Origin of the sequence: Nocardioides sp. LHD-245 (assembly GCF_030929495.1) — a bacterium.
Lineage (GTDB): Bacteria > Actinomycetota > Actinomycetes > Propionibacteriales > Nocardioidaceae > Nocardioides.
In genome coordinates this window covers 98,895-116,955 of record NZ_JAVFWN010000014.1, presented here as the reverse complement: position 1 = coordinate 116,955, position 18,061 = coordinate 98,895, and the positions used below count along the sequence as shown (strand labels likewise).

Annotated in this window: 16 protein-coding genes; 11 read left to right on the top strand and 5 right to left on the bottom strand. The window is 72.3% G+C overall.

Translation table 11 applies throughout. The features are described from left to right. The first annotated feature begins 10 nt into the window (after nt 1-10). Genes gcvP through RB608_RS20495 form a run of 3 tightly spaced genes read left to right on the top strand, consistent with a single transcriptional unit; the run spans nt 11 to nt 5,045 of the window. Nucleotides 11-2,854, top strand: a complete 2,844-nt coding sequence (gene gcvP / locus RB608_RS20505; RefSeq protein WP_308089910.1) for an aminomethyl-transferring glycine dehydrogenase — start codon at nt 11-13, stop codon at nt 2,852-2,854. 4 nt (nt 2,855-2,858) lie between these two features. Further along, nucleotides 2,859-4,181, top strand: a complete 1,323-nt coding sequence (locus RB608_RS20500) for a serine hydrolase domain-containing protein (RefSeq protein ID WP_308089909.1) — start codon at nt 2,859-2,861, stop codon at nt 4,179-4,181. 21 nt (nt 4,182-4,202) lie between these two features. Continuing rightward, nucleotides 4,203-5,045 carry an acyl-CoA thioesterase domain-containing protein gene (locus RB608_RS20495; RefSeq protein WP_308089908.1) on the top strand — a complete coding sequence of 281 codons (843 nt, stop codon included), beginning with the start codon at nt 4,203-4,205 and terminating at the stop codon, nt 5,043-5,045. A 4-nt stretch (nt 5,046-5,049) separates the two neighbouring features. Here RB608_RS20495 and rmuC read toward each other — a convergent pair whose 3' ends face one another. The 3 genes from rmuC to pepN are packed head-to-tail and all read right to left on the bottom strand — an operon-like array spanning nt 5,050 to nt 9,787. Beyond that, nucleotides 5,050-6,489, bottom strand: a complete 1,440-nt coding sequence (rmuC, locus tag RB608_RS20490) for a DNA recombination protein RmuC (RefSeq protein WP_308089907.1) — start codon at nt 6,487-6,489, stop codon at nt 5,050-5,052. Between the two features lie 50 nt (nt 6,490-6,539). After that, the gene (locus RB608_RS20485; RefSeq protein WP_308089906.1) at nt 6,540-7,352 is read right to left on the bottom strand and encodes a formate dehydrogenase accessory sulfurtransferase FdhD; all 813 of its coding nucleotides are present in this window, start codon (nt 7,350-7,352) and stop codon (nt 6,540-6,542) included. A 5-nt stretch (nt 7,353-7,357) separates the two neighbouring features. Beyond that, nucleotides 7,358-9,787 carry an aminopeptidase N gene (gene pepN / locus RB608_RS20480; protein WP_308089905.1) on the bottom strand — a complete coding sequence of 810 codons (2,430 nt, stop codon included), beginning with the start codon at nt 9,785-9,787 and terminating at the stop codon, nt 7,358-7,360. A gap of 54 nt (nt 9,788-9,841) precedes the next feature. On the opposite strand from pepN, the gene RB608_RS20475 reads away from it, so the two are divergent. Beyond that, complete coding sequence (locus RB608_RS20475) at nt 9,842-10,750, top strand: oxidoreductase (protein WP_308089904.1); 909 nt, start codon at nt 9,842-9,844, stop codon at nt 10,748-10,750. Here the strand turns inward: RB608_RS20475 and RB608_RS20470 are convergent. After that, nucleotides 10,737-11,489 (bottom strand): peptidylprolyl isomerase, encoded by a 753-nt coding sequence (locus RB608_RS20470; protein ID WP_308089903.1) that lies wholly within the window; start codon nt 11,487-11,489, stop codon nt 10,737-10,739. The genes RB608_RS20475 and RB608_RS20470 overlap by 14 nt on opposite strands. Nucleotides 11,490-11,546: 57 nt before the next feature. Between RB608_RS20470 and RB608_RS20465 the strand changes: the two genes are divergently transcribed. From RB608_RS20465 to RB608_RS20435, 7 genes are all read left to right on the top strand, one after another. Continuing rightward, nucleotides 11,547-11,840 carry an antibiotic biosynthesis monooxygenase gene (locus tag RB608_RS20465; protein WP_308089902.1) on the top strand — a complete coding sequence of 98 codons (294 nt, stop codon included), beginning with the start codon at nt 11,547-11,549 and terminating at the stop codon, nt 11,838-11,840. Nucleotides 11,841-11,876: 36 nt separating this feature from the next. Then, nucleotides 11,877-12,512, top strand: a complete 636-nt coding sequence (locus RB608_RS20460) for an HD domain-containing protein (RefSeq protein WP_308089901.1) — start codon at nt 11,877-11,879, stop codon at nt 12,510-12,512. Then, nucleotides 12,509-13,066, top strand: coding sequence for a DinB family protein (locus RB608_RS20455; protein ID WP_308089900.1), 558 nt, complete (start codon nt 12,509-12,511; stop codon nt 13,064-13,066). The genes RB608_RS20460 and RB608_RS20455 overlap by 4 nt, the downstream gene beginning before the upstream one ends. A 65-nt stretch (nt 13,067-13,131) precedes the next feature. Further along, the gene (locus RB608_RS20450; RefSeq protein WP_308089899.1) at nt 13,132-14,772 is read left to right on the top strand and encodes an ABC-F family ATP-binding cassette domain-containing protein; all 1,641 of its coding nucleotides are present in this window, start codon (nt 13,132-13,134) and stop codon (nt 14,770-14,772) included. Nucleotides 14,773-14,897: 125 nt separating this feature from the next. Further along, entirely contained in the window at nt 14,898-15,374 is a 477-nt protein-coding gene (locus RB608_RS20445; protein ID WP_308089898.1) for an SRPBCC domain-containing protein, read from the top strand. Beyond that, the gene (locus RB608_RS20440) at nt 15,371-15,703 is read left to right on the top strand and encodes a metalloregulator ArsR/SmtB family transcription factor (RefSeq protein ID WP_308089897.1); all 333 of its coding nucleotides are present in this window, start codon (nt 15,371-15,373) and stop codon (nt 15,701-15,703) included. Before RB608_RS20445 ends, RB608_RS20440 begins: the two co-directional genes overlap by 4 nt. Nucleotides 15,704-15,740: 37 nt before the next feature. Further along, nucleotides 15,741-16,322 carry a DinB family protein gene (locus tag RB608_RS20435; RefSeq protein ID WP_308089896.1) on the top strand — a complete coding sequence of 194 codons (582 nt, stop codon included), beginning with the start codon at nt 15,741-15,743 and terminating at the stop codon, nt 16,320-16,322. A 499-nt stretch (nt 16,323-16,821) separates the two neighbouring features. Here the strand turns inward: RB608_RS20435 and RB608_RS20430 are convergent, their stop codons facing one another. Next, nucleotides 16,822-17,961 (bottom strand): hypothetical protein, encoded by a 1,140-nt coding sequence (locus tag RB608_RS20430; protein WP_308089895.1) that lies wholly within the window; start codon nt 17,959-17,961, stop codon nt 16,822-16,824. Between the last annotated feature and the right edge of the window lie 100 nt (nt 17,962-18,061).

The following is an 18,061-nucleotide window of genomic DNA, read 5'->3' as shown; positions in this document are numbered from 1 at the left end:
CCTGCCTGCCATGAACGCACCCGTCGGCCCTGCCCCTTTCGTCCGGCGTCACATCGGCCCTGACGACGCTCAGGTCGAGGTCATGCTCGGCCGCCTCGGCTACCCGTCCCTCGACGCGCTGATGGAAGCTGCCGTCCCCAAGTCGATCCGGTCCGCCGAGCCGCTGGGCCTGCCCGCCGGCGTCGACGAGGAGACGGCCGCCGCCGAGCTCCGCGCCCTGGCGGGGGCCAACGTCCCCGGCGAGTCGATGATCGGTCTCGGCTATCACGCGACCGTCACGCCCGCGGTGATCCGGCGCAACGTTCTCGAGGACCCGAGCTGGTACACCGCCTACACGCCGTACCAGCCGGAGATCTCGCAGGGCCGCCTCGAGGCCCTGATCAACTTCCAGACCATGGTCGCCGACCTGGCCGGTCTCCACACCGCCGGCTCCTCGCTGCTCGACGAGGGCACCGCGGCGGCCGAGGCGGTCGCGCTCGCGCACCGGGCCAACCGCAAGGCGGCCGGCCCGTTCGTCGTCGATGCCGACGCCCTGCCGCAGACCATCGACGTCGTCCGCACCCGGTGCGAGGGTCTCGGCATCGAGATCCTCGTGGCCGACCTCGCGGACGGCCTCCCGGAGGGCCCGGTCGCCGGTGTGCTCGTCCAGTACCCCGGCGCGTCCGGCCGCGTCGCCGACATCAAGCCGGTCATCGACGCCGTGCATGAGCACGGCGGACTGGCCGTCGTCGCCGCCGACCTGCTCGCCCTCACGCTGCTGGAGGCACCCGGCACGCTCGGCGCCGACGTCGTCGTCGGCTCGGCCCAGCGGTTCGGCGTCCCGCTCTTCTACGGCGGACCTCACGCCGGCTTCATGGCGGTGCGCGAGGGCCTGGAGCGCCAGCTCCCCGGCCGACTCGTCGGCGTCTCGGTCGACGCGGAGGGCCGCCCGGCGTATCGCCTCGCGCTGCAGACCCGCGAGCAGCACATCCGTCGCGACAAGGCGACGTCCAACATCTGCACCGCCCAGGTGCTGCTCGCCGTGACCGCGGGCATGTACGCCGTCTACCACGGCCCCGAAGGGCTCAAGGGGATCGCGACGCAGGTCAACGCGACCGCCTCCCTGCTCGCCGACCGGCTGCGCGCGGCGGGCGTGACGATCGTTCACGACGCCTTCTTCGACACGGTCCTCACCGAGGTCCCCGGGCGGGCGGCCGAGGTCGTCGCCGCGGCCCGCGAGCGCGACGTCCACCTGCGCCTGGTCGATGCCGACCGGGTCGCGATCAGCGTGGGGGAGAGCGGCGGCAACGCGGTCGACGCGGTGCTCGAGGCGTTCGGCGCCGAGCCGGTGGGCAACGGCGGCTGGTCCGCCGCGAGCGCGCTGCCGGGCGACCTGGAGCGGACCACCGACTTCCTGACCCACCCGGTCTTCACCACCCACCACAGCGAGACCTCGATGCTGCGCTACCTCGCGCGGCTCTCGAACCGCGACTACGCGCTCGACCGCGGGATGATCCCGCTCGGCTCGTGCACGATGAAGCTCAACGCGACCACCGAGATGGAGCCCATCTCGCTCACCGGCTTCGCCGACCTCCACCCCTTCGCCCCCGCGGCCGACGCCGACGGCTATCGGCGGCTGATCGACCAGCTCGAGGGCTGGCTCGCCGACGTCACCGGCTACGACCGCGTGTCCATCCAGCCCAATGCCGGCGCCCAGGGTGAGTACGCCGGCATGCTGGCCATCCGCAACTACCACCGCGCCAACGGCCAGGGTCAGCGCGACGTCTGCCTGATCCCGTCCTCGGCGCACGGCACCAACCCGGCCTCGGCCGTGATGGCCGGCATGAAGGTCGTCGTGGTCAAGGCCAACGACGACGGCACCGTCGACCTCGACGACCTGCGGGCCAAGTGCGAGCAGCACGCCGAGACGCTCGCCGCGATCATGGTGACCTACCCGTCGACGCACGGCGTCTACGAGGAGACGATCACCGAGCTGTGCGACCTCGTCCACGAGCACGGCGGCCAGGTCTACATCGACGGCGCGAACTTCAACGCCCTGCTCGGCTACGCCGCGCCCGGCAGGTTCGGCGGCGACGTCTCGCACCTCAACCTGCACAAGACGTTCTGCATCCCGCACGGCGGCGGCGGCCCCGGGGTCGGCCCGGTCGCGGTGCGCGCCCACCTGGCGCCGTACCTGCCGACGCACCCGCTGCACCCCGACGCGACCCGGCGGGCGGGCACCGGCGCGATCAGCGCGGCGCCGTTCGGCTCGGCCGGCATCCTGCCCATCTCCTGGGCCTACATCCGGATGATGGGCGGCGAGGGCCTGACCCGCGCCACGGCCGTCGCGGTGCTGTCGGCCAACTACGTCGCCGCTCGGCTCGGCGAGCACTTCCCGGTGCTCTACCGCGGCGAGTCCGGGCTGGTCGCCCACGAGTGCATCCTCGACCTGCGCGGCATCACCGCACAGACCGGCGTCTCCGTCGACGACGTTGCGAAGCGGCTCATCGACTACGGCTTCCACGCGCCGACCATGTCCTTCCCCGTGGCCGGCACGCTCATGGTGGAGCCGACCGAGTCCGAGGACCTGGCCGAGGTGGACCGGTTCTGCGACGCGATGATCGCCATCAAGGGCGAGATCGACGGGGTCGCCGCCGGGGAGTGGGACGTCGACGCGTCGCCGCTGCGCCACGCGCCGCACACCGCTCGCGCGATGGTCGGCGACTGGGACCGGGCCTACTCCCGCGAGGTCGCCGTCTTCCCCGCGGGCATCTCGCCCGACAAGTACTGGCCGCCGGTCGCCCGGATCGACCAGGCCTACGGCGACCGCAACCTGGTCTGCGCCTGCCCGCCGATCGACGCCTACGCCGACTGACGCCGTGGACCGACCGGCCGTGACGTCGTACGACGACGCGTTGGCGTCGTTGCAGGCCGCGGGTCGGCTGCCGTCGGTCGCGGCGGCGGTGGCTCGCGGCGGTGTGCCGGCCTGGCAGGGCTGCGTGAGCGTGCTGCCGGACCGCGAGGTGACCAGCGCCTCGGCGTACCGGATCGGGTCGATCACCAAGACCCTGACCGCGGTGCTCGTCCTGCAGCTGCGTGACGAGGGACGGCTCGACCTCGACGACCCGGTCGGGCGGTTCGTGCCGGAGACCGGCTACGCCGCGACGACGGTGCGTGCGCTGCTGGCCCACACGGGCGGGCTGCAGAGCGAGCCGTCGGGCGCGTGGTGGGAGCGGGTCGACGGCGGCTCCTTCGCGGAGCTGATGGCCGCGAACGACGGCACCGGCCGGGTCGCGGCGGCAGGGGAGTACTTCCACTACTCCAACCTCGGGTTCGCCCTGCTGGGCGAGCTCGTCGCGCGGCTGCGCGGCGCCCCGTGGTGGGAGGTCGTGCGGGCGCGGCTCCTCGGCCCGCTCGCCATGTCGGCCACGTCGTACCATCCGCCGGCCGACCACGCACCGGGGCGCAGCGTCGACCACTTCGCCCACACACTGAGCGCCGAGCCGCACACCGACACCGGGGCGATGGCACCCGCCGGACAGCTGTGGAGCACGACCGGCGACCTGCTCCGCTGGGCGGACTTCCTGGTGACCGGGCACCCCGACGTGCTGCCCGCCGCCACCCTCGCCGCGATGGTCGAGTCCACCACGGACACCGAGGACTACGGACTGGGGCTCCGGCGGCTCACCGTCGGAGGCCGCACCCTCGTCGGCCATACCGGCTCGATGCCGGGCTTCCAGGCGTCGCTCTTCGTCGACCCGGTGACGCGCGACGCCGTGGTCGCCCTGGCGGACGCCACCACCGGGCTGGGTACCGAGGAGCTGCCGGGGCGGTTCCTGGGCTTCGCCGCTGCCGACGTCCGGCCCGCGGTCACGCTGTGGCGGCCGTCCCCGCGTCCGGTGCCGCCGCGGGTCGCCGAGATCCTCGGCGTCTGGTTCTGGGGCAACACCGCCCTCGGCGTCGAGTGGGTCCACGGCGAGCTGTGGGTCCGTGACCTGCGCAGCGGCGCCCTCGAGGACCGGTTCGGCCCGCTGGGCGACGGCTACGTCGGGATCGAGGGCTATCACCGTGGTGAGACCCTCCACCTGCGCCGCCGTCCCGACGGCACCGTGGGCCACCTGGAGTGCGCGACCTTCGTCTGGACCCGCGCACCCTACGACCCGCGGGCGCCGATCCCCGGGGGCGCTGCCGAGCAGGTCTGAGCGGCGGGGCATGATGCTGCCGTGAGCGAGAACGCGTTCCAGTTCGCCTGGTTCCAGCAGTCCCCGGCCGGCTTCGACCCGCTGCCGCTCGCGCAGAGCCTGTGGCGCGCCGACCAGATGCACGGCGTCGCGGTGAGCGGGCTGCTGGCCCGGGCCCTCGAGCAGGCCGTGACCGAGGCGGGGCGGACCGAGCTGGTGCCGGCGCGCTACCACGTCGACCTGTTCCGGCCGGCGCGGATGATCACCACGACCGCCTCCGCTCGCGTCGTGCGCGAGGGCCCGCGTCTCGTCCTCCTGGCCGCCGTCGTCGAGCAGGACGGCGAGGTCGTCGCCCGGGCCGGCGCCACCTTCTTGGCGCCGTCGGCCGACGCCCCCGGCGAGGTCTGGTCGGCGCCGGGGGAGCGTCCGGTCCCACCGCCGGCCGAGGTCCTTCCGCCTCCCGGTGAGCACCACGTCCCGATCTTCGCCAGTGCAGCCGGCTGGTCCGACAACTTCGCCGACCACCAGAACACCGGGCGGCACCAGACCTGGCAGACCGCGATCCCGATCGTCGCCGGCGAGGAGTGCACGCCGTTCCAGGCCGTGGCCTCCATCGCCGACGCCACCAGCATGGTCACCAACTGGGGTGCACGCGGCGTCGAGCACATCAACACCGACATCGACCTCGCCCTGTGCCGGCTCCCCGACAGCAACCGGCTCGGCCTGCGGGCGGCCGATCACCTCGCGGCGGACGGGATCGCCGTGGGCACCGCGGAGGTGTTCGACAGCAGCGGCAGCCTCGGCACCGCCACGGTCACCTCGCTGGCCAACACCCGGCGTACGGTCGACCTCTCGGGCGGCGTGGAGCCGCGCGGGGCCGTCTGAGCTCTCAGACTGCTTGGGTGTCGTCGACGACCTCGGCGTCGACAGCCACGTCGAAGTCGAACGTGAGCTCGTCGCGGTCGAGGTCGGCGAGCGCGGCGAACTCGCCCGAGGCGAGCGCCTTGGGCGACTCCTCGATCTCCTTGGGTGCCGGGATGCCGGCGACCGGGTCGGCGGCGTTGAGCTTGCGTGCGGCGGGCAGGACGGAGCGCTCCAGGGAGCCGGTGAAGGCGTTGTAGTCCTTCACGCTGCGCTGCAGGGAGCGCCCCAGCTTGTCGACGTGCTCGGAGAGCTTCAGGATCCGGCGGTAGAGCACCTGGCCGAGCTCGAAGAGCACCTGGGCGTCCTCGGTCAGCGCCTCCTGCTTCCAGGTGAAGGCGACCGTCTTGAGCATGCTCCACAGGTTGGTGGGCGTGGCCAGCACGATGCCGCTGCCGAAGGCGTGCTCCATCAGCGACGGGTCGACCTCGAGAGCGGCGTTGAGGAGCTGCTCGTTGGGGATGAACGCGACGGTGAACTCGGGGCTGACGTTGAGGCCGGTCCAGTACCCCTTGCGCGCGAGCGTGTCGACGTGGCCGCGGACCTTGCGGGCGTGGTCGTCGAGGAATCGCTGGCGGGTCTCGGGCTCGATGCCCTCGCGCTGGGCGTCCATGAAGGCGTTATAGGGCACCTTGGCGTCGATCGCCATCTGCTTGCCGCCGGGCAGGTTGATCACCATGTCGGGCCGGCGGTGGCCCGAGTCGGCCTCGACGGAGTGCTGGAGCTCGAAGTCGACCCGGTTGAGCAGGCCCGCGGTCTCGACGAGGGTGCGCAGCTGGGTCTCGCCCCAGGCGCCGCGGACCGCGTTGTTCTTGAGCACCGAGGCGAGGGTGTCGGCGGCCTTGCGGGAGTCCTCGACCGAGCGCTGGGTGTGCTTGATCTGGGTGGCGAGCTCGGTGTGCTGCTGGACACGTGCCTTCTCGAGGTCGTCGACCTTGCGCTGCATGGCGCGCAGGTGCTCGACGACCGGGGTGAGCGTCTTGAGCACCTGGGTCTGGCCGGTCTCGTTGCGCTCCCGGTCCAGCTGGGCCTGGCGCTGCTGCTCGACCAGGGTCCGGTAGCGGGCCCGGGCGTCGTCGACGGCGTCACGCAGCTCCTCGACCGTCGCGAGGGCGCCCGTCAGCTCGGCCTGCACGGCCGCGCGGGCGGCCGCCTCCTCGGCGCGGGCCGCGCCGGTGCGGGACTCGCCCTGCAGTTGGACCCGCTGCACCTCGTGGCGCAGCTCGGAGAGCGCGGCCTCGTGCTCGGCGCGCAGGCCCGCGAGGGCCGCCTCGTGGCGGGCCTCGACGACCTCGGGCGCCTCCTCGGGCGCGACCTCGGCGGTGGCCGGGAGGGTCGCCTGGCGCACCAGCCAGCCGACCCCCGCGCCGAGCAGGAGACCGACGAGGAGGGCGAGGAGGAGGGCCATGGGAGCAGTCAAACAGGAGGGCCCGACAGAACGCCGCGGGGCACGCCGGTTCAGGCGTACCGGACGGTCCGCTCGTCCTTCGTCCAGCCGTAGAGCGCCAGCCCGCCGGACTCGGCCAGCCGGACCGAGAGGCCGGTGGGCGCCCCGACCGCGACCAGGGCGCCGACGCCGCTGGCGACGGCCTTCTGCACCAGCTCGAAGCCGGCGCGGCCGCTGACGACCAGCACCGCCGCGGCCGTCGGCTCGCCGGCGAGGAGCCGAGCGCCGACGACCTTGTCGACGGCGTTGTGCCGACCGACGTCCTCGCGGACGGCGAGCAGGGTGCCGTCGACCGCAAACAGTCCGGCGGCGTGGGCGCCGCCCGTGCGGTCGAACAGCTCCTGCCGCGGCCGCATCAGGCCGGGCAGGCGGCGTACCAGGCCGGGGGAGGGGAGCGGTCCGGACCACGGCGCCGTCGCCCGCCGGGCCAGCACCTCGTCGACCTCGTCGGATCCGCACACCCCGCAGGCGGCCGAGCCGGCGCTGAGCGCGTCGAGCTGGCTCGGCACCCGGACCGGTACGGCGTCCAGGGTCACGGTCACGACGTTGAACTCCTGCTCCGGGCGCAGCTCCACGTCGGTGCAGTAGGCGACCCCGGCGGCCCGGCCGAGGCCCTCGTGGTGCACCCAGCCGGCGGCGAGCTCGAAGTCGTGGCCCGGCGTGCGCAGGGTCGTCCAGACCCGTCGGGCCGGGGCGCCCGGCCAGGCCAGCCGGATCTCCAGCGGCTCCTCGGTCAGCACCCGGTCCTCGTGCCGGCGCACGTCGTCGCCGAGGTGCTCCTCGACACGGAGCCGGGTCGTCGGCCCCGGCCGGCGCGCCCTCACCCCGGTCACAGCACGGCCCGGCGCCGGCGCAGCTCGTCGAGGCGGTCGGCCAGCCGGCGTCGTACGGCGCCCGGGAGTTCCCGCTCGAGGGCGGCGACGGCCGCGGCCTCGGTCGCGTCGTCGAGATGGGTGATCGGGAAGTACGCCTCGACGACGTCGCCCTGCACCCAGCCCTGGTGCGCCTCGACGATCGCGTCGAGCTGGTCGAAGTAGGCCGCGGCGAAGGCAGCGGTGACGTCGAGCTGCGCGGCCTGCCACATCCCGACGCCCGCCGCCTTGACCTCGTAGTTGGGCACGGAGACCTGTCCGGTGGCGCGCACCCAGGCGAACTCCTTGGCCGCTGCGGTCGGGAGCGAGGCCACCGCGCGGGCGTGGTGGACCGTCGTCGCGCCGGTGCGCTCCGCATCGAGGGCGGCGTCGAGCGCCGCGCGGTCGGTGGCACCGAGCTCGGCCAGTCGGCGCCGGGCCTTCCAGCGCAGGTCGCTGTCGCCGACGATGCCGTCGGGCAGGTCCTCGCCGGCGGCCCAGCGTGTGAGGTCGTCGGCGTTCGCGCTCGACAGGACGGTCGCGCGGAAGGCCGAGAGCTGCACCTCGGAGCCCACGTCCGCCCGCTCGGCCGCGTCGCGGACAGCCGCGTGGAAGCGCTCGGTGGTGCCGGCCGGGGAGATCGGCAGCACCGTGTCGAGGACCCACGGCAGCAGGTTGCGCACGCCGTCGGCGGTGTCCTCCACCGGCGGCGCGGTCGCGAGGAGCTCGGCGACCTGGGCGGGGGCGAGGGCGCCTTCGAACAGGCCGAGGCGGATGCTGTTCCACATCGTCGCGCGCAGCCGGGGATCGGTCATCGCCGGCGCGAGTGCGGGCAGCGCGGCCATGGTGAGGTGGTCGGGCGGGCTCACGGCCCAGGTGGTCTCGGCGGCGTCGAGCAGCGTGGGGGCGCCGCCGACGTCGATGGGCGTGGTCGGCCCGTCGACGACGAACGCTCGACGGCTCCAGCCGTCGGCCCCGTGGACGGCGATCTCGATCTCGTGGCGCCGGTCGGCGGGATGGGCCGCGGGGGAGGTGCGCCGGACCACGCCGGCCGCGCGGTCGAGGTCGAGCCGGTCGGCTCCCGGCGTCAGCAGCCAGTCCTTCACGAAGCCGTCGAGCGAGGCACCGCCGGCGGCCCTCTCCCAGCTCGCGAACAGGTCGTGCATCGTCGCATTGCCGAACCGGTGCAGGTCGAAGTGCTCGCGGACCCCGCCGAGGAAGGCGTCGTCGCCGAGCCGGTGGGCCAGCTGTCGCAGGACGTTGGACCCACGGGCGTAGGAGATGCCGTCGAAGTCCTGCAGGGCCGACAGCGCGTCGGGTGCGGCGTTGCCCGCGACCGGGTGTGTCGTGGGCCGCTGGTCGGCCGTGATGCCCCAGGTGCGGCGGGCGTAGGAGTCGTGGACCGGCGCGTCGGCGTACTCGGTGGCGTCGGTGATGACGCGCAGCCCCATGTACTCGGCGAAGGACTCGTTGAGCCACAGGTCGTCCCACCAGGCCGGCGTCACGATGTTGCCGAACCACTGGTGGGCCATCTCGTGGGCGATGAGGTTCGCGCGGAAGCTCCGGTCGGCACGGGTGGCGCTGGACTCGAACAGCAGCGGGTCGCGGATCGTGACGCACCCGGGGTTCTCCATGGCGCCGGCATTGAACTCCGGCACGAACGCCTGGTGGTAGTCGCCGAACGGGTAGCGGACGCCGAACAGCCGGTGCAGCTCGTCGAACGACTGCCGGGTGAGCGTCAGCAGCTCACCGGCCTCGCGGTCGAGCGTCGCGGCCAGGCTCTGCCGGGCGCTGAGGCCGAGCGGGATGCCGTCGTGCTCGTCGTCGACCAGGTGGTAGGGACCGGCTACGACGGTCACGAAGTACGTCGCCAGCGGCGGCGTCGGCCCGAGCTCCCAGCGGGTGACGTCACCCTCGCCGCCGATCTCGCGCGCGGGGGCGTTGCCGCGGACCAGCCAGTCGGACGGCGCGGTGACCCGCATCGTGTACGGCGCCTTGAGGTCGGGCTGGTCGAAGCACGCGAAGACCGAGGGTGCGGCGTCCATGAAGGACATGCCGTAGACGTAGGCGCGCCCGTCGGCCGGGTCGACCGAGCGGTGCAGTCCCTCGCCGTCGTTGCGGAAGCCCATCGTCGCCTCGACGACGAGCTCATGGTCGCCGGCGCCCAGGTCGAGCGCCACCCGACCGTCGGACGGCAGGTCCAGGTCGAGTGCCTGCCCCTCGAGCCGGATCGCGTGGACCGCGCGCGCCTTCAGGTCGACGAAGGTCGTCGCGCGCTCGCTGCGGAACCGGATCGTGGTGAGTGCGCGGAAGGTCTCCTCGCTCTGCGACAGGTCCAGCTCGACGTCGTACGACGTCACGGCGAGCACGCTCGCCCGGTGCTCTGCTTCCGCGCGGGTGAGGCTCATCCAGTCAGCCTAGAACGCACGCCGGCCGGTGGTGGATGTGGGAGGGTTCGGGCCATGCGCGCGTGGACCCAGGTGCCGCCCCAGCAGGGTCGGCGGTTCGTCATCACCGGCTCCAACGGCGGCCTCGGCCTGGAGACCGCCCGCATCCTCGGCTCCCGCGGGGCGGAGGTCGTGCTGGCCTGCCGCAGCGTCGCGAAGGGCGCGGCCGCGGCGCGCACCGTCCCGGGCGTCGACAAGGGCCGGGTCGAGGTGCGTCAGGTCGACGTGAGCGACCTGACGTCGGTACGCGCCTTCGCCGCCGGCCTGGTCGCCGACGGGCGTCCGGTCGACGTCCTGGTCAACAACGCCGGCGTGCTCGGTGTCCCGCATGCGGTGACCCCCGAGGGCGTCGAGATGCACTTCGCGACCAACTACCTCGGTCACTTCCTGCTCACCCAGGCGCTGCTGCCGATCCTCACCGACCGGGTGGTCGTGGTGAGCTCGCGGGAGCACCGCTCGGGCCGGATTGACCTCGACGACCTCGGCTGGCGTCGTCGTCCGTACCGCCCGTTCCAGGCGTACGGCGACTCGAAGCTCGCCGACCTGCTGTTCATGCGCGAGCTCGACCGGAGGTTCCGCGCCGAGCGGATGCCGCTGCGCGCGGTCGCGGCTCACCCGGGCGCGTCGGCCACCGCGATCACCAGCGGCTCGGGCAATCCGGTGGTGACGGCGGTCGGGCACTATGGACAGAGGCTCGTCGGCATGCCGGCCTGGCGCGGCGCGCTCTGCACCGTCTACGCCGCCACGATGGCCGTGCCGAGCGGCACCTACATCGGCCCGCACGGGCGCTCCGAGCTGTGGGGCTGGCCCGCGCCGGCCCGGATGTCGCGGAAGGCCGACGACGAGGTGCTGGCGCGGGCGCTGTGGGACCGGTCGGTCGAGCTGACCGGCGCCCTCGACCTCGGGACGCCTACCCGATCGTGATGCTCTCGAAGGTCACCGGGGTGTTGGGGCGGCCGCCGCCGCTCTGGGCCCAGTAGCCGTCGTTGCCGCTGGCGGTCGCCTCCTTGAGCTTCTTGACCGACGCCTCGTCGAGGTGACCCCACACCGTGTAGTCGGGCGGGAACTGGGAGTCGCCGAAGACGATGAAGAACTGGCCGCCGCCGCTGTGCGGCTGGCCGGTGTTGGCCATCGCGAGCGTGCCGGCCGGATAGGTCTCGGTGCCGTCGACCTCGTCGGGGATGGTGTAGCCGGGGCCGCCGGTCCCCGTCTTCGCGTCCGCTTCGGCGGCCTTCGGGTCGAAGTACGGGTCGCCGCACTGCAGGAACTCGAAGCCCGGGTCGTTGCCCTGGCGGTGGCACGACGTGTCGTCGTAGTAGCCCTGCTTGGCCAGCGACGCGAAGGACTCGACCGTGCAGGGTGCCTTCGCGGCGTCGAGGGTGATCGTCAGCTCGCCGATGGACGTCTTCAGCACGGCGGGGACGTCGCCGGAGTACTGCGGATCCGTGGGCGGCAGGTCGACCGGCCGCGCGGCCTCGCCGTCCTCCTCCCAGTCGCACTGACCGCCGGCGGCGTCCGCAGTGCTGTCCGTCGTCGTCGTGTCCGCGGACGGCGTCGTCGACGCGCCCTTGTCGGGGTCCTCCGCGGTCGAGTCGTCGCCGCAGGCGGACAGGGTGGCGAGCAGCAGCAGGGCCGGGACACCGGCGAGCAGGCGAGAGCGCATGGGGCGCATCGTACGCAGCCGACCTGAGGACTCACCGGGATCTGACAAAGTGGGGCCATGATCCTCGAGCACGCCGTCCTGCCCGTCGTACCCGGGCGGGAGGAGGAGTTCGAGGCGGCGTTCGCGCAGGCGCGTCCGATCATCGCGGCGATGCCGGGCTTCCGCGGTCTCGCGCTGCGACGCTCCGTCGAGACGCCGAGCCACTATCTGCTGCTGGTCGAGTGGGACACGCTGGAGGACCACACCGTCGGCTTCCGAGGCTCGCCCGACTATCAGCGGTGGCGAGAGCTGCTGCACCGGTTCTACGAGCCGTTCCCCGTGGTCGAGCACTACGTCGACGTACCCCGGTAGGTCCGGTCGGCTCCCCGGCGATGGCAGGGTGGAGCCATGGACGACGACGCCCTGATCATCGACCGTCAGCCACTGCCCGCCGGCATCCCCGAGCGGCTCGCCGCGCAACTGCGGTTCGTCGCGGAGGCCGACAAGCTCAAGACCGTGCTGCGGGCGTCACCGCTCGCGGCCGCCGACCGGCGTGAGAACGACGCCGAGCACTCGTGGCACCTGGCGCTGATGGTCGTGCTGCTCGCCGAGTACGCCGACGAGCCGATCGATGTCGGGCACGCGATCAAGCTCGTGGTGATCCACGACCTGGTCGAGATCTACGCGGGGGACAGTCCGGTGTTCGTGCCCGGGGCTGCCGACGACCAGCAGGAGCGTGAGGCAGCGGCCGCCGACCGGCTGTTCGGATTGCTGCCGCTGGACCAGGCGGAGGAGCTGCGCGCGCTGTGGGACGAGTTCGAGGCCGGCGCCACGCCCGAGGCACGGTTCGGCAAGGCGATGGACCGGTTGGAGCCGATGCTCCTGAACTGGCTCGCCGGCGGCGGGACGTGGGGGATGACCGGCGCCTCGGAGGCCACCGTGCGCGCCCGCGAGGCGGGGGTGGTCGCCGCCTCGACGTCGCTGGGCGACGCGACCGGCCTGCTCGTCGAGGAGGGGCTGCGGCGCGGATGGATCCGGCCATGAGCACCCCGGAGCGCTGGACGCGGGCGACCGTCCACCCCGACATGTGGCTCGACGCCGACGACGATCCGCGTGAGATCGACGGACCGAGCGCGGTGGGGGAGCGGGCCACACTCCTGGAGTACCTGCGCAACTATCGCCTGACCCTGCTCCTCAAGTGCGAGGGCCTCGACGCCGAGCAGCTCGCCCGGCGCTCGGTCCCACCGTCCTCGATGTCGCTGCTCGGCCTGCTCCGGCACCTCGCGGAGGTCGAGCGCGACTGGCGCAACTGGGTCACCACGGGCGACCCCGAGCCCGGCCTGTACGGCGAGCCCGACGGCGACTTCGACGGCGCGGCCGGCAGTGATGAGCTGGTCGCCGCGGCCTATGCGGACCTGGCTCGGGAGCAGGCGGCGACCGACGACGCGCTCGCCGCGCGCGACGACCTGGGGGAGGAGGTCGGGACCCAGCCGATCGCCGTCCGCGACCTGATGGTGCACCGGATCGAGGAGTACGCGCGCCACTGCGGCCACGCCGACCTGCTGCGGGAGTGCGTCGACGGACGGGTCGGCCAGTAGCCGGCGTCGACGGGCCCGGGTGACCTGGTCCGGGAGTGACGACGGGTCCGACTAGCCTCAGCGGCGTGAGCGCGACGATCAAGGCCGCAGGGCTGACGGCCGGGCACGGGGCGACGGCACTGTTCTCCGGGCTGGACCTGGTGATCGCACCACGCGACGTCATCGGTCTGGTCGGTCCCAACGGGGCCGGCAAGTCGACGCTGTTGCGGACGCTGGCGGGTGAGCTGCGGCCCGAGGCCGGCACGGTCACGGTCACGCCGACGTCGGCCACGATCGGGTACCTGCCCCAGGAGACCGAGCGCCGCCCGGGTGAGACCGTGCGGGAGTTCCTCGCCCGCCGTACCGGTGTCGCGGCGGCGCAGGCCCGCTTCGACGCCGCGACGGCCCGGCTCGAGGCGGGGGCGCAGGGCTCCGACGACGAGTACGCCGACGCACTGGAACGCTGGCTCGCGCTGGGCGCGCCCGATCTGGACGAGCGCGCCGAGGCCATCGCCGCCGACGTGGGCCTAGCCGTCGACCTCGACCAGTCGATCACCTCGCTGTCGGGCGGACAGGCGGCCCGCGCCGGACTGGCCAGCCTGCTGCTGTCGCGCTACGACGTGTTCCTGCTCGACGAGCCGACCAACGACCTGGACCTCGATGGTCTCGACCGGCTGGAGCGCTTCGTCGCCGACCTCGGCGTCGCGGCGGTCATCGTGAGCCACGACCGTGAGTTCCTCGCTCGCACCGTCAACCGGATCGTCGAGCTCGACCTCCACCAGCACGCCATCAACGTCTACGGCGGCGGCTACGAGGCGTGGCTCCAGGAGCGCGAGATCGCCCGCCGCCATGCGCGCGAGGCCTACGCCGAGTACGCCGACACGGTGGCCGGCCTGCAGGCGCGGGCGAGCATGCAGCGCGGCTGGGCGGCCCAGGGCGTGCGCAACGCCCGGCGCAATATCAACAACGAGCCCGACAAGTCGGTGCGCAAGTACCGCGTCGAGTCCAGCGAGAAGCAGGCCGCCAAGGTGCGCCAGTCCGAGCGGGCCCTCGAACGCCTGGAGGAGGTCGCGGAGCCCCGCAAGGAATGGGAGCTGCGGATGGAGATCGCCGCCGCGCCACGCTCGGGGGCCGTGACCGCCGCGCTCCGGGAGGCCGTCGTACGGCGCGGCGACTTCACGCTCGGGCCGGTGACGCTGGAGATCGGCTGGGCAGAGAGGGTGGCGATCACCGGCGCCAACGGCGCCGGCAAGTCGACCCTGCTGGCGGCGCTCCTGGGCCGGATCGAGCTTGCCGGGGGAGAGGCGTACCTCGGGCCGGGCGTGGTCGCGGGCGAGGTCGACCAGGCGCGGCGCCTGTTCGAGGGCGACGAACCGCTGGTCGACGCCTTCCAGCGGCACGTACCCGACCTCGCGCCGGAGCCGGTGCGCACCCTGCTGGCCAAGTTCGGGCTGAAGTCCGACCACGTCATGAGGTCGGCGGCCACCCTGTCGCCGGGCGAGCGGACCCGCGGAGCGTTGGCACTCCTGCAGGCCAGGGGAGTGAACCTACTGGTCCTCGACGAGCCCACCAACCATCTCGACCTGCCTGCGATCGAGCAGCTCGAGGCAGCGCTCGCCGGCTTCCCGGGCACGCTCCTCCTGGTCACCCACGACCGCCGGATGCGCACCGCGGTGTCGACCAGCCGTGAGCTGCACGTCGAGGGGGGCCGGGTCACCGAACGGTGACCTCGACGACGGTCGCCTCTCGTCGTCCCAGCCCCAAACTGCAACTTAATGGTTGCGTATGCGTTCCGTGTGTGCAACCATCTGATTGCAGTTAACCGATGGACGATTCCTTGAGGAGAGCAGTCATGAGGAGTGAGAGCGTGGACACGATCGAGGCGGTCAGCATCACCCGCAGCGTCGAGATCGAGGCCTCTGTCGCCCAGGTCTGGGCGGCAGTCACCCGGAGCGAGCTGATCGCCCGCTGGTTCGGTGACCAGTGCGAGCTCGACGTGCGGCCCGGCGGCCGGGGTCGGTTCGGTTGGACCGAGCACGGCGTGTCGTTCCCGGTGGAGGTGATCGAGATCGACGAGCCGTCTCGGATCGGCTTCCACTGGGCCAACGAGGCGGGCGACGACCTGTCCGCGGGCAACCGGACGACGGTGGTGTTCGAGCTCGAGGAGATCGCCGGGGGGACCCGGCTCACCGTGACCGAGACCGGTTTCGACCTGCTGGCGGGTGACGCCGACTTCCGGACGTCGTCGTGGGCGAGCAACTCCGAGGGGTGGCGGGCCGAGCTGGCCGAGCTGGTCGCATTCGCGCCCACGGTCGACCTCGCGGCATGAGCGCTCCTGCCCAGGTGATGGCCGTGTGCGCGGCACTCGGTGACGAGACGCGGTGGCAGATCCTGGAGCGGCTCGGCCGGGCCGACCTCTCCGCCTCGGCGCTGGCCGAGATCCTGCCGCTCAGCCGGCAGGCCATCGCCAAGCATCTCGTCGCGTTGGAGGCCGTCGGCCTGGTCGAGTCCCACCGAGCCGGCCGGGAGCTGCGCTTCAGGGCGCTCGGTGCCGAGCTCAGCGCCACCGCGCGTGTCCTGGAGGACATCGGAGCGGCCTGGGACCGCCGCCTCGCCGCCATCAAGATGGTCGCCGAGTCGCTGGGCGAAGGGGAGTGACCGAGGATTTCGCCGCCGGCATGGCAGGGTGCGGTGTATGAGCGACAACTCCGGGGAGCCCGCTGTCGGGTCGGAGTCCGGCCTGGCGGACGACGCCTTCTCGCCCAAGTGGGCCGACGATAACCGTCCGCGCATCCCCCGCGTGGCCGGTGAGCGTGAGGCGCTCGCGGCATATCTGGACTACTACCGGGCGACGGTGGAGATGAAGTGTCGCGGCCTGACTCCGGAACAGGCGCGGGCCAGGTCCATGCCGCCATCGACGTTGTCGCTCCAAGGCCTGGTCCGCCACCTCGCCGGGTGTGAACGCTGGTGGTTCCAGCAGAACTTCGAGCGACGCGATGTGCCCTACCTCTTCTTCACGGACGAGAATCCCAACCTCGACTTCGACCTGCCGACGGATGCCGACTTCGTCGCCGACCTGGAGACCTGGCGCCACGAGTGCGCCGTCTCCCGCGAGATCCTTGGCGCCCACGAGCTCGACGACACCGCCCGTCCACTGGATTGGTACGAAGATGTCGACCTGCGCTGGTTGGTGCTCCGAATGATCACCGAGTATGCCCAGCACTGCGGACACGCCGACCTGCTGCGCGAGGGGATCGACGGGAGGATCGGAACCTGATTTCCGCAGGTCGGGCCGGGGTTCGGCCGCGCCGAGCGGGGAGTGGGGTCGGGGAGACACCGGTGATTCATCCGGTGCATCACCCAGACTGGAGAATGACACAACCGTTACCGGCGGCCGTCTTGCGGTAATGCCGCTTTGCGGCTCCGCGGCACTGTCGACGGCGAGCTGCGGTGTCGGTGGCGCCGCGTCGGCGACCGCGACGTGTTCAAGGAGCCGTAGGCCGGACCGGCCGAAACGCCTCAGATTCTCCGGGCCACGTCGGAGCAGACAAAGCTCGCCGCGGCTGAATGGTTCGGCGAAGTGGACCCCCGCGGTTGGTCGGCACCTCCAGAGAGGCAGTGGTTCAGGATGTGCGGAGTGCTTCGTCTGTGCAGTACGCCGACGTAACATGACATAATGTCACTTATCGGCGATTACTCACCCGGGAGTTGCAGCACGCCTCCCGAAGCCCCTCGTACGGCTCACCGGCACGTGGGCGGCCGCCGGATCACGGGTGTCAGCCGATTCGCTTGGCGGTGAACTCCTTCGTGGCGCGGCACCGGTCGGGGCCGCTGTAGCGGAAGGTCGCCTTGACCTTCTTGCCGGACGCCCGTCCGCCCAGGGTGGCGGAGTAGAGGTCGCCCCGGTCGGTGACATCGACGATGCCGGACTTCGGGAGCTTGAACGTCGGCATGTCGTACCAGTTCGTGGTGTACGTGAACGGGTTCGGGTAACCGCCGCACGTCGTCTGGGTCCGGACCCGGAAGCCGACCACCTTGTTGCCCTTGACGCGGAAGGTCACGCTCTTGTCCTTGCTGCGGTACGTCCCGGCGCGCAGCCGAGACGGCGCCTGAGCCGGCTTCACCTTCGCGTTGGCCGTCGCCCGCGCCACACCGCTGAGGACTGTGACCACCAGCTTGGTCTTGCGCTTCTTCTTGAGCTTGACGGTCAGCTTCGCGGTGCCGGTGGAGCCGGGGTAGATGTCGTACGGCACTGTCGCGCTCTTCACTTTGAGACCCTTGCCCCTCCCCTGCACGACCACCTGGCTCGCGATCCCCTGACCGGTGTTGCGAACGTCGACGTCGATCTTCGTCCAGACGCCGGGCACCAGGTTGAGCTTCGGCTTGCCGAGCAGGGTGGTCGAGTCCACCTGGAGCGCCGGCTGGGCGTGCTCGGGGACGAGAGTGCCGAACAGGTAGTCGTACCGAGTGCCCGAGCCGACCAACTCGACGGCGGCGCAGTCGTAGTCGTCGTCCAGGTACACGCCGCTCCAGTCAAGGACGTACGTCGTCGGTCCGGTGCGCTGCCACTCAACATCGGTGTCTCCGACGGTCGGCGTCGCGTACGCGGGTCCGTCGCAGCCGCCGGGGACGCTCTCGCCGACGGTGAGTCGGAGTGTCGCCTGGTCGGCGCCAGTAGTCGGCGAGCCCGCAAGCACGACTGTCGCTGTGGCGCGGTTCTGGTCGAAGACGAGGCGAACGCTGGTCTGCACCAGTTGGCGGGCGGCGTTGTCGGTGGCCGGCGGTTCGACCCTCTTCAGGATCCCGGATGCGGCGATCACCTTCCCGTCAGCGCGTGCGGCAGGTGCCGCGGCTACCGATCCGGCGAGCGCGATGCCCGCGACGGAGATCAACGAGGTGAGGAGTCGAGCACGCATGCCCAGTTTCCTATCGCACGCTGCCCGTGCTTAAACCCCGATGTCGAGGAGAGTCCCTGGAAGCGGTGGGTTTGCGGGCCGAACTGCCGTGTTCGAACTC

Excerpts from the sequence above, each read along its gene's own strand:
- gcvP (WP_308089910.1), top strand. The coding sequence starts at position 11 with ATGAACGCACCCGTCGGCCCTGCCCCTTTCGTCCGGCGTCACATCGGC.
- rmuC (WP_308089907.1), bottom strand. The coding sequence starts at position 6,489 with ATGGCCCTCCTCCTCGCCCTCCTCGTCGGTCTCCTGCTCGGCGCGGGG.
- pepN (WP_308089905.1), bottom strand. The coding sequence starts at position 9,787 with ATGAGCCTCACCCGCGCGGAAGCAGAGCACCGGGCGAGCGTGCTCGCC.
- RB608_RS20475 (WP_308089904.1), top strand. The coding sequence starts at position 9,842 with ATGCGCGCGTGGACCCAGGTGCCGCCCCAGCAGGGTCGGCGGTTCGTC.
- RB608_RS20470 (WP_308089903.1), bottom strand. The coding sequence starts at position 11,489 with ATGCGCTCTCGCCTGCTCGCCGGTGTCCCGGCCCTGCTGCTGCTCGCC.
- RB608_RS20465 (WP_308089902.1), top strand. The coding sequence starts at position 11,547 with ATGATCCTCGAGCACGCCGTCCTGCCCGTCGTACCCGGGCGGGAGGAG.
- RB608_RS20460 (WP_308089901.1), top strand. The coding sequence starts at position 11,877 with ATGGACGACGACGCCCTGATCATCGACCGTCAGCCACTGCCCGCCGGC.
- RB608_RS20455 (WP_308089900.1), top strand. The coding sequence starts at position 12,509 with ATGAGCACCCCGGAGCGCTGGACGCGGGCGACCGTCCACCCCGACATG.
- RB608_RS20445 (WP_308089898.1), top strand. The coding sequence starts at position 14,898 with ATGAGGAGTGAGAGCGTGGACACGATCGAGGCGGTCAGCATCACCCGC.
- RB608_RS20440 (WP_308089897.1), top strand. The coding sequence starts at position 15,371 with ATGAGCGCTCCTGCCCAGGTGATGGCCGTGTGCGCGGCACTCGGTGAC.
- RB608_RS20435 (WP_308089896.1), top strand. The coding sequence starts at position 15,741 with ATGAGCGACAACTCCGGGGAGCCCGCTGTCGGGTCGGAGTCCGGCCTG.
- RB608_RS20430 (WP_308089895.1), bottom strand. The coding sequence starts at position 17,961 with ATGCGTGCTCGACTCCTCACCTCGTTGATCTCCGTCGCGGGCATCGCG.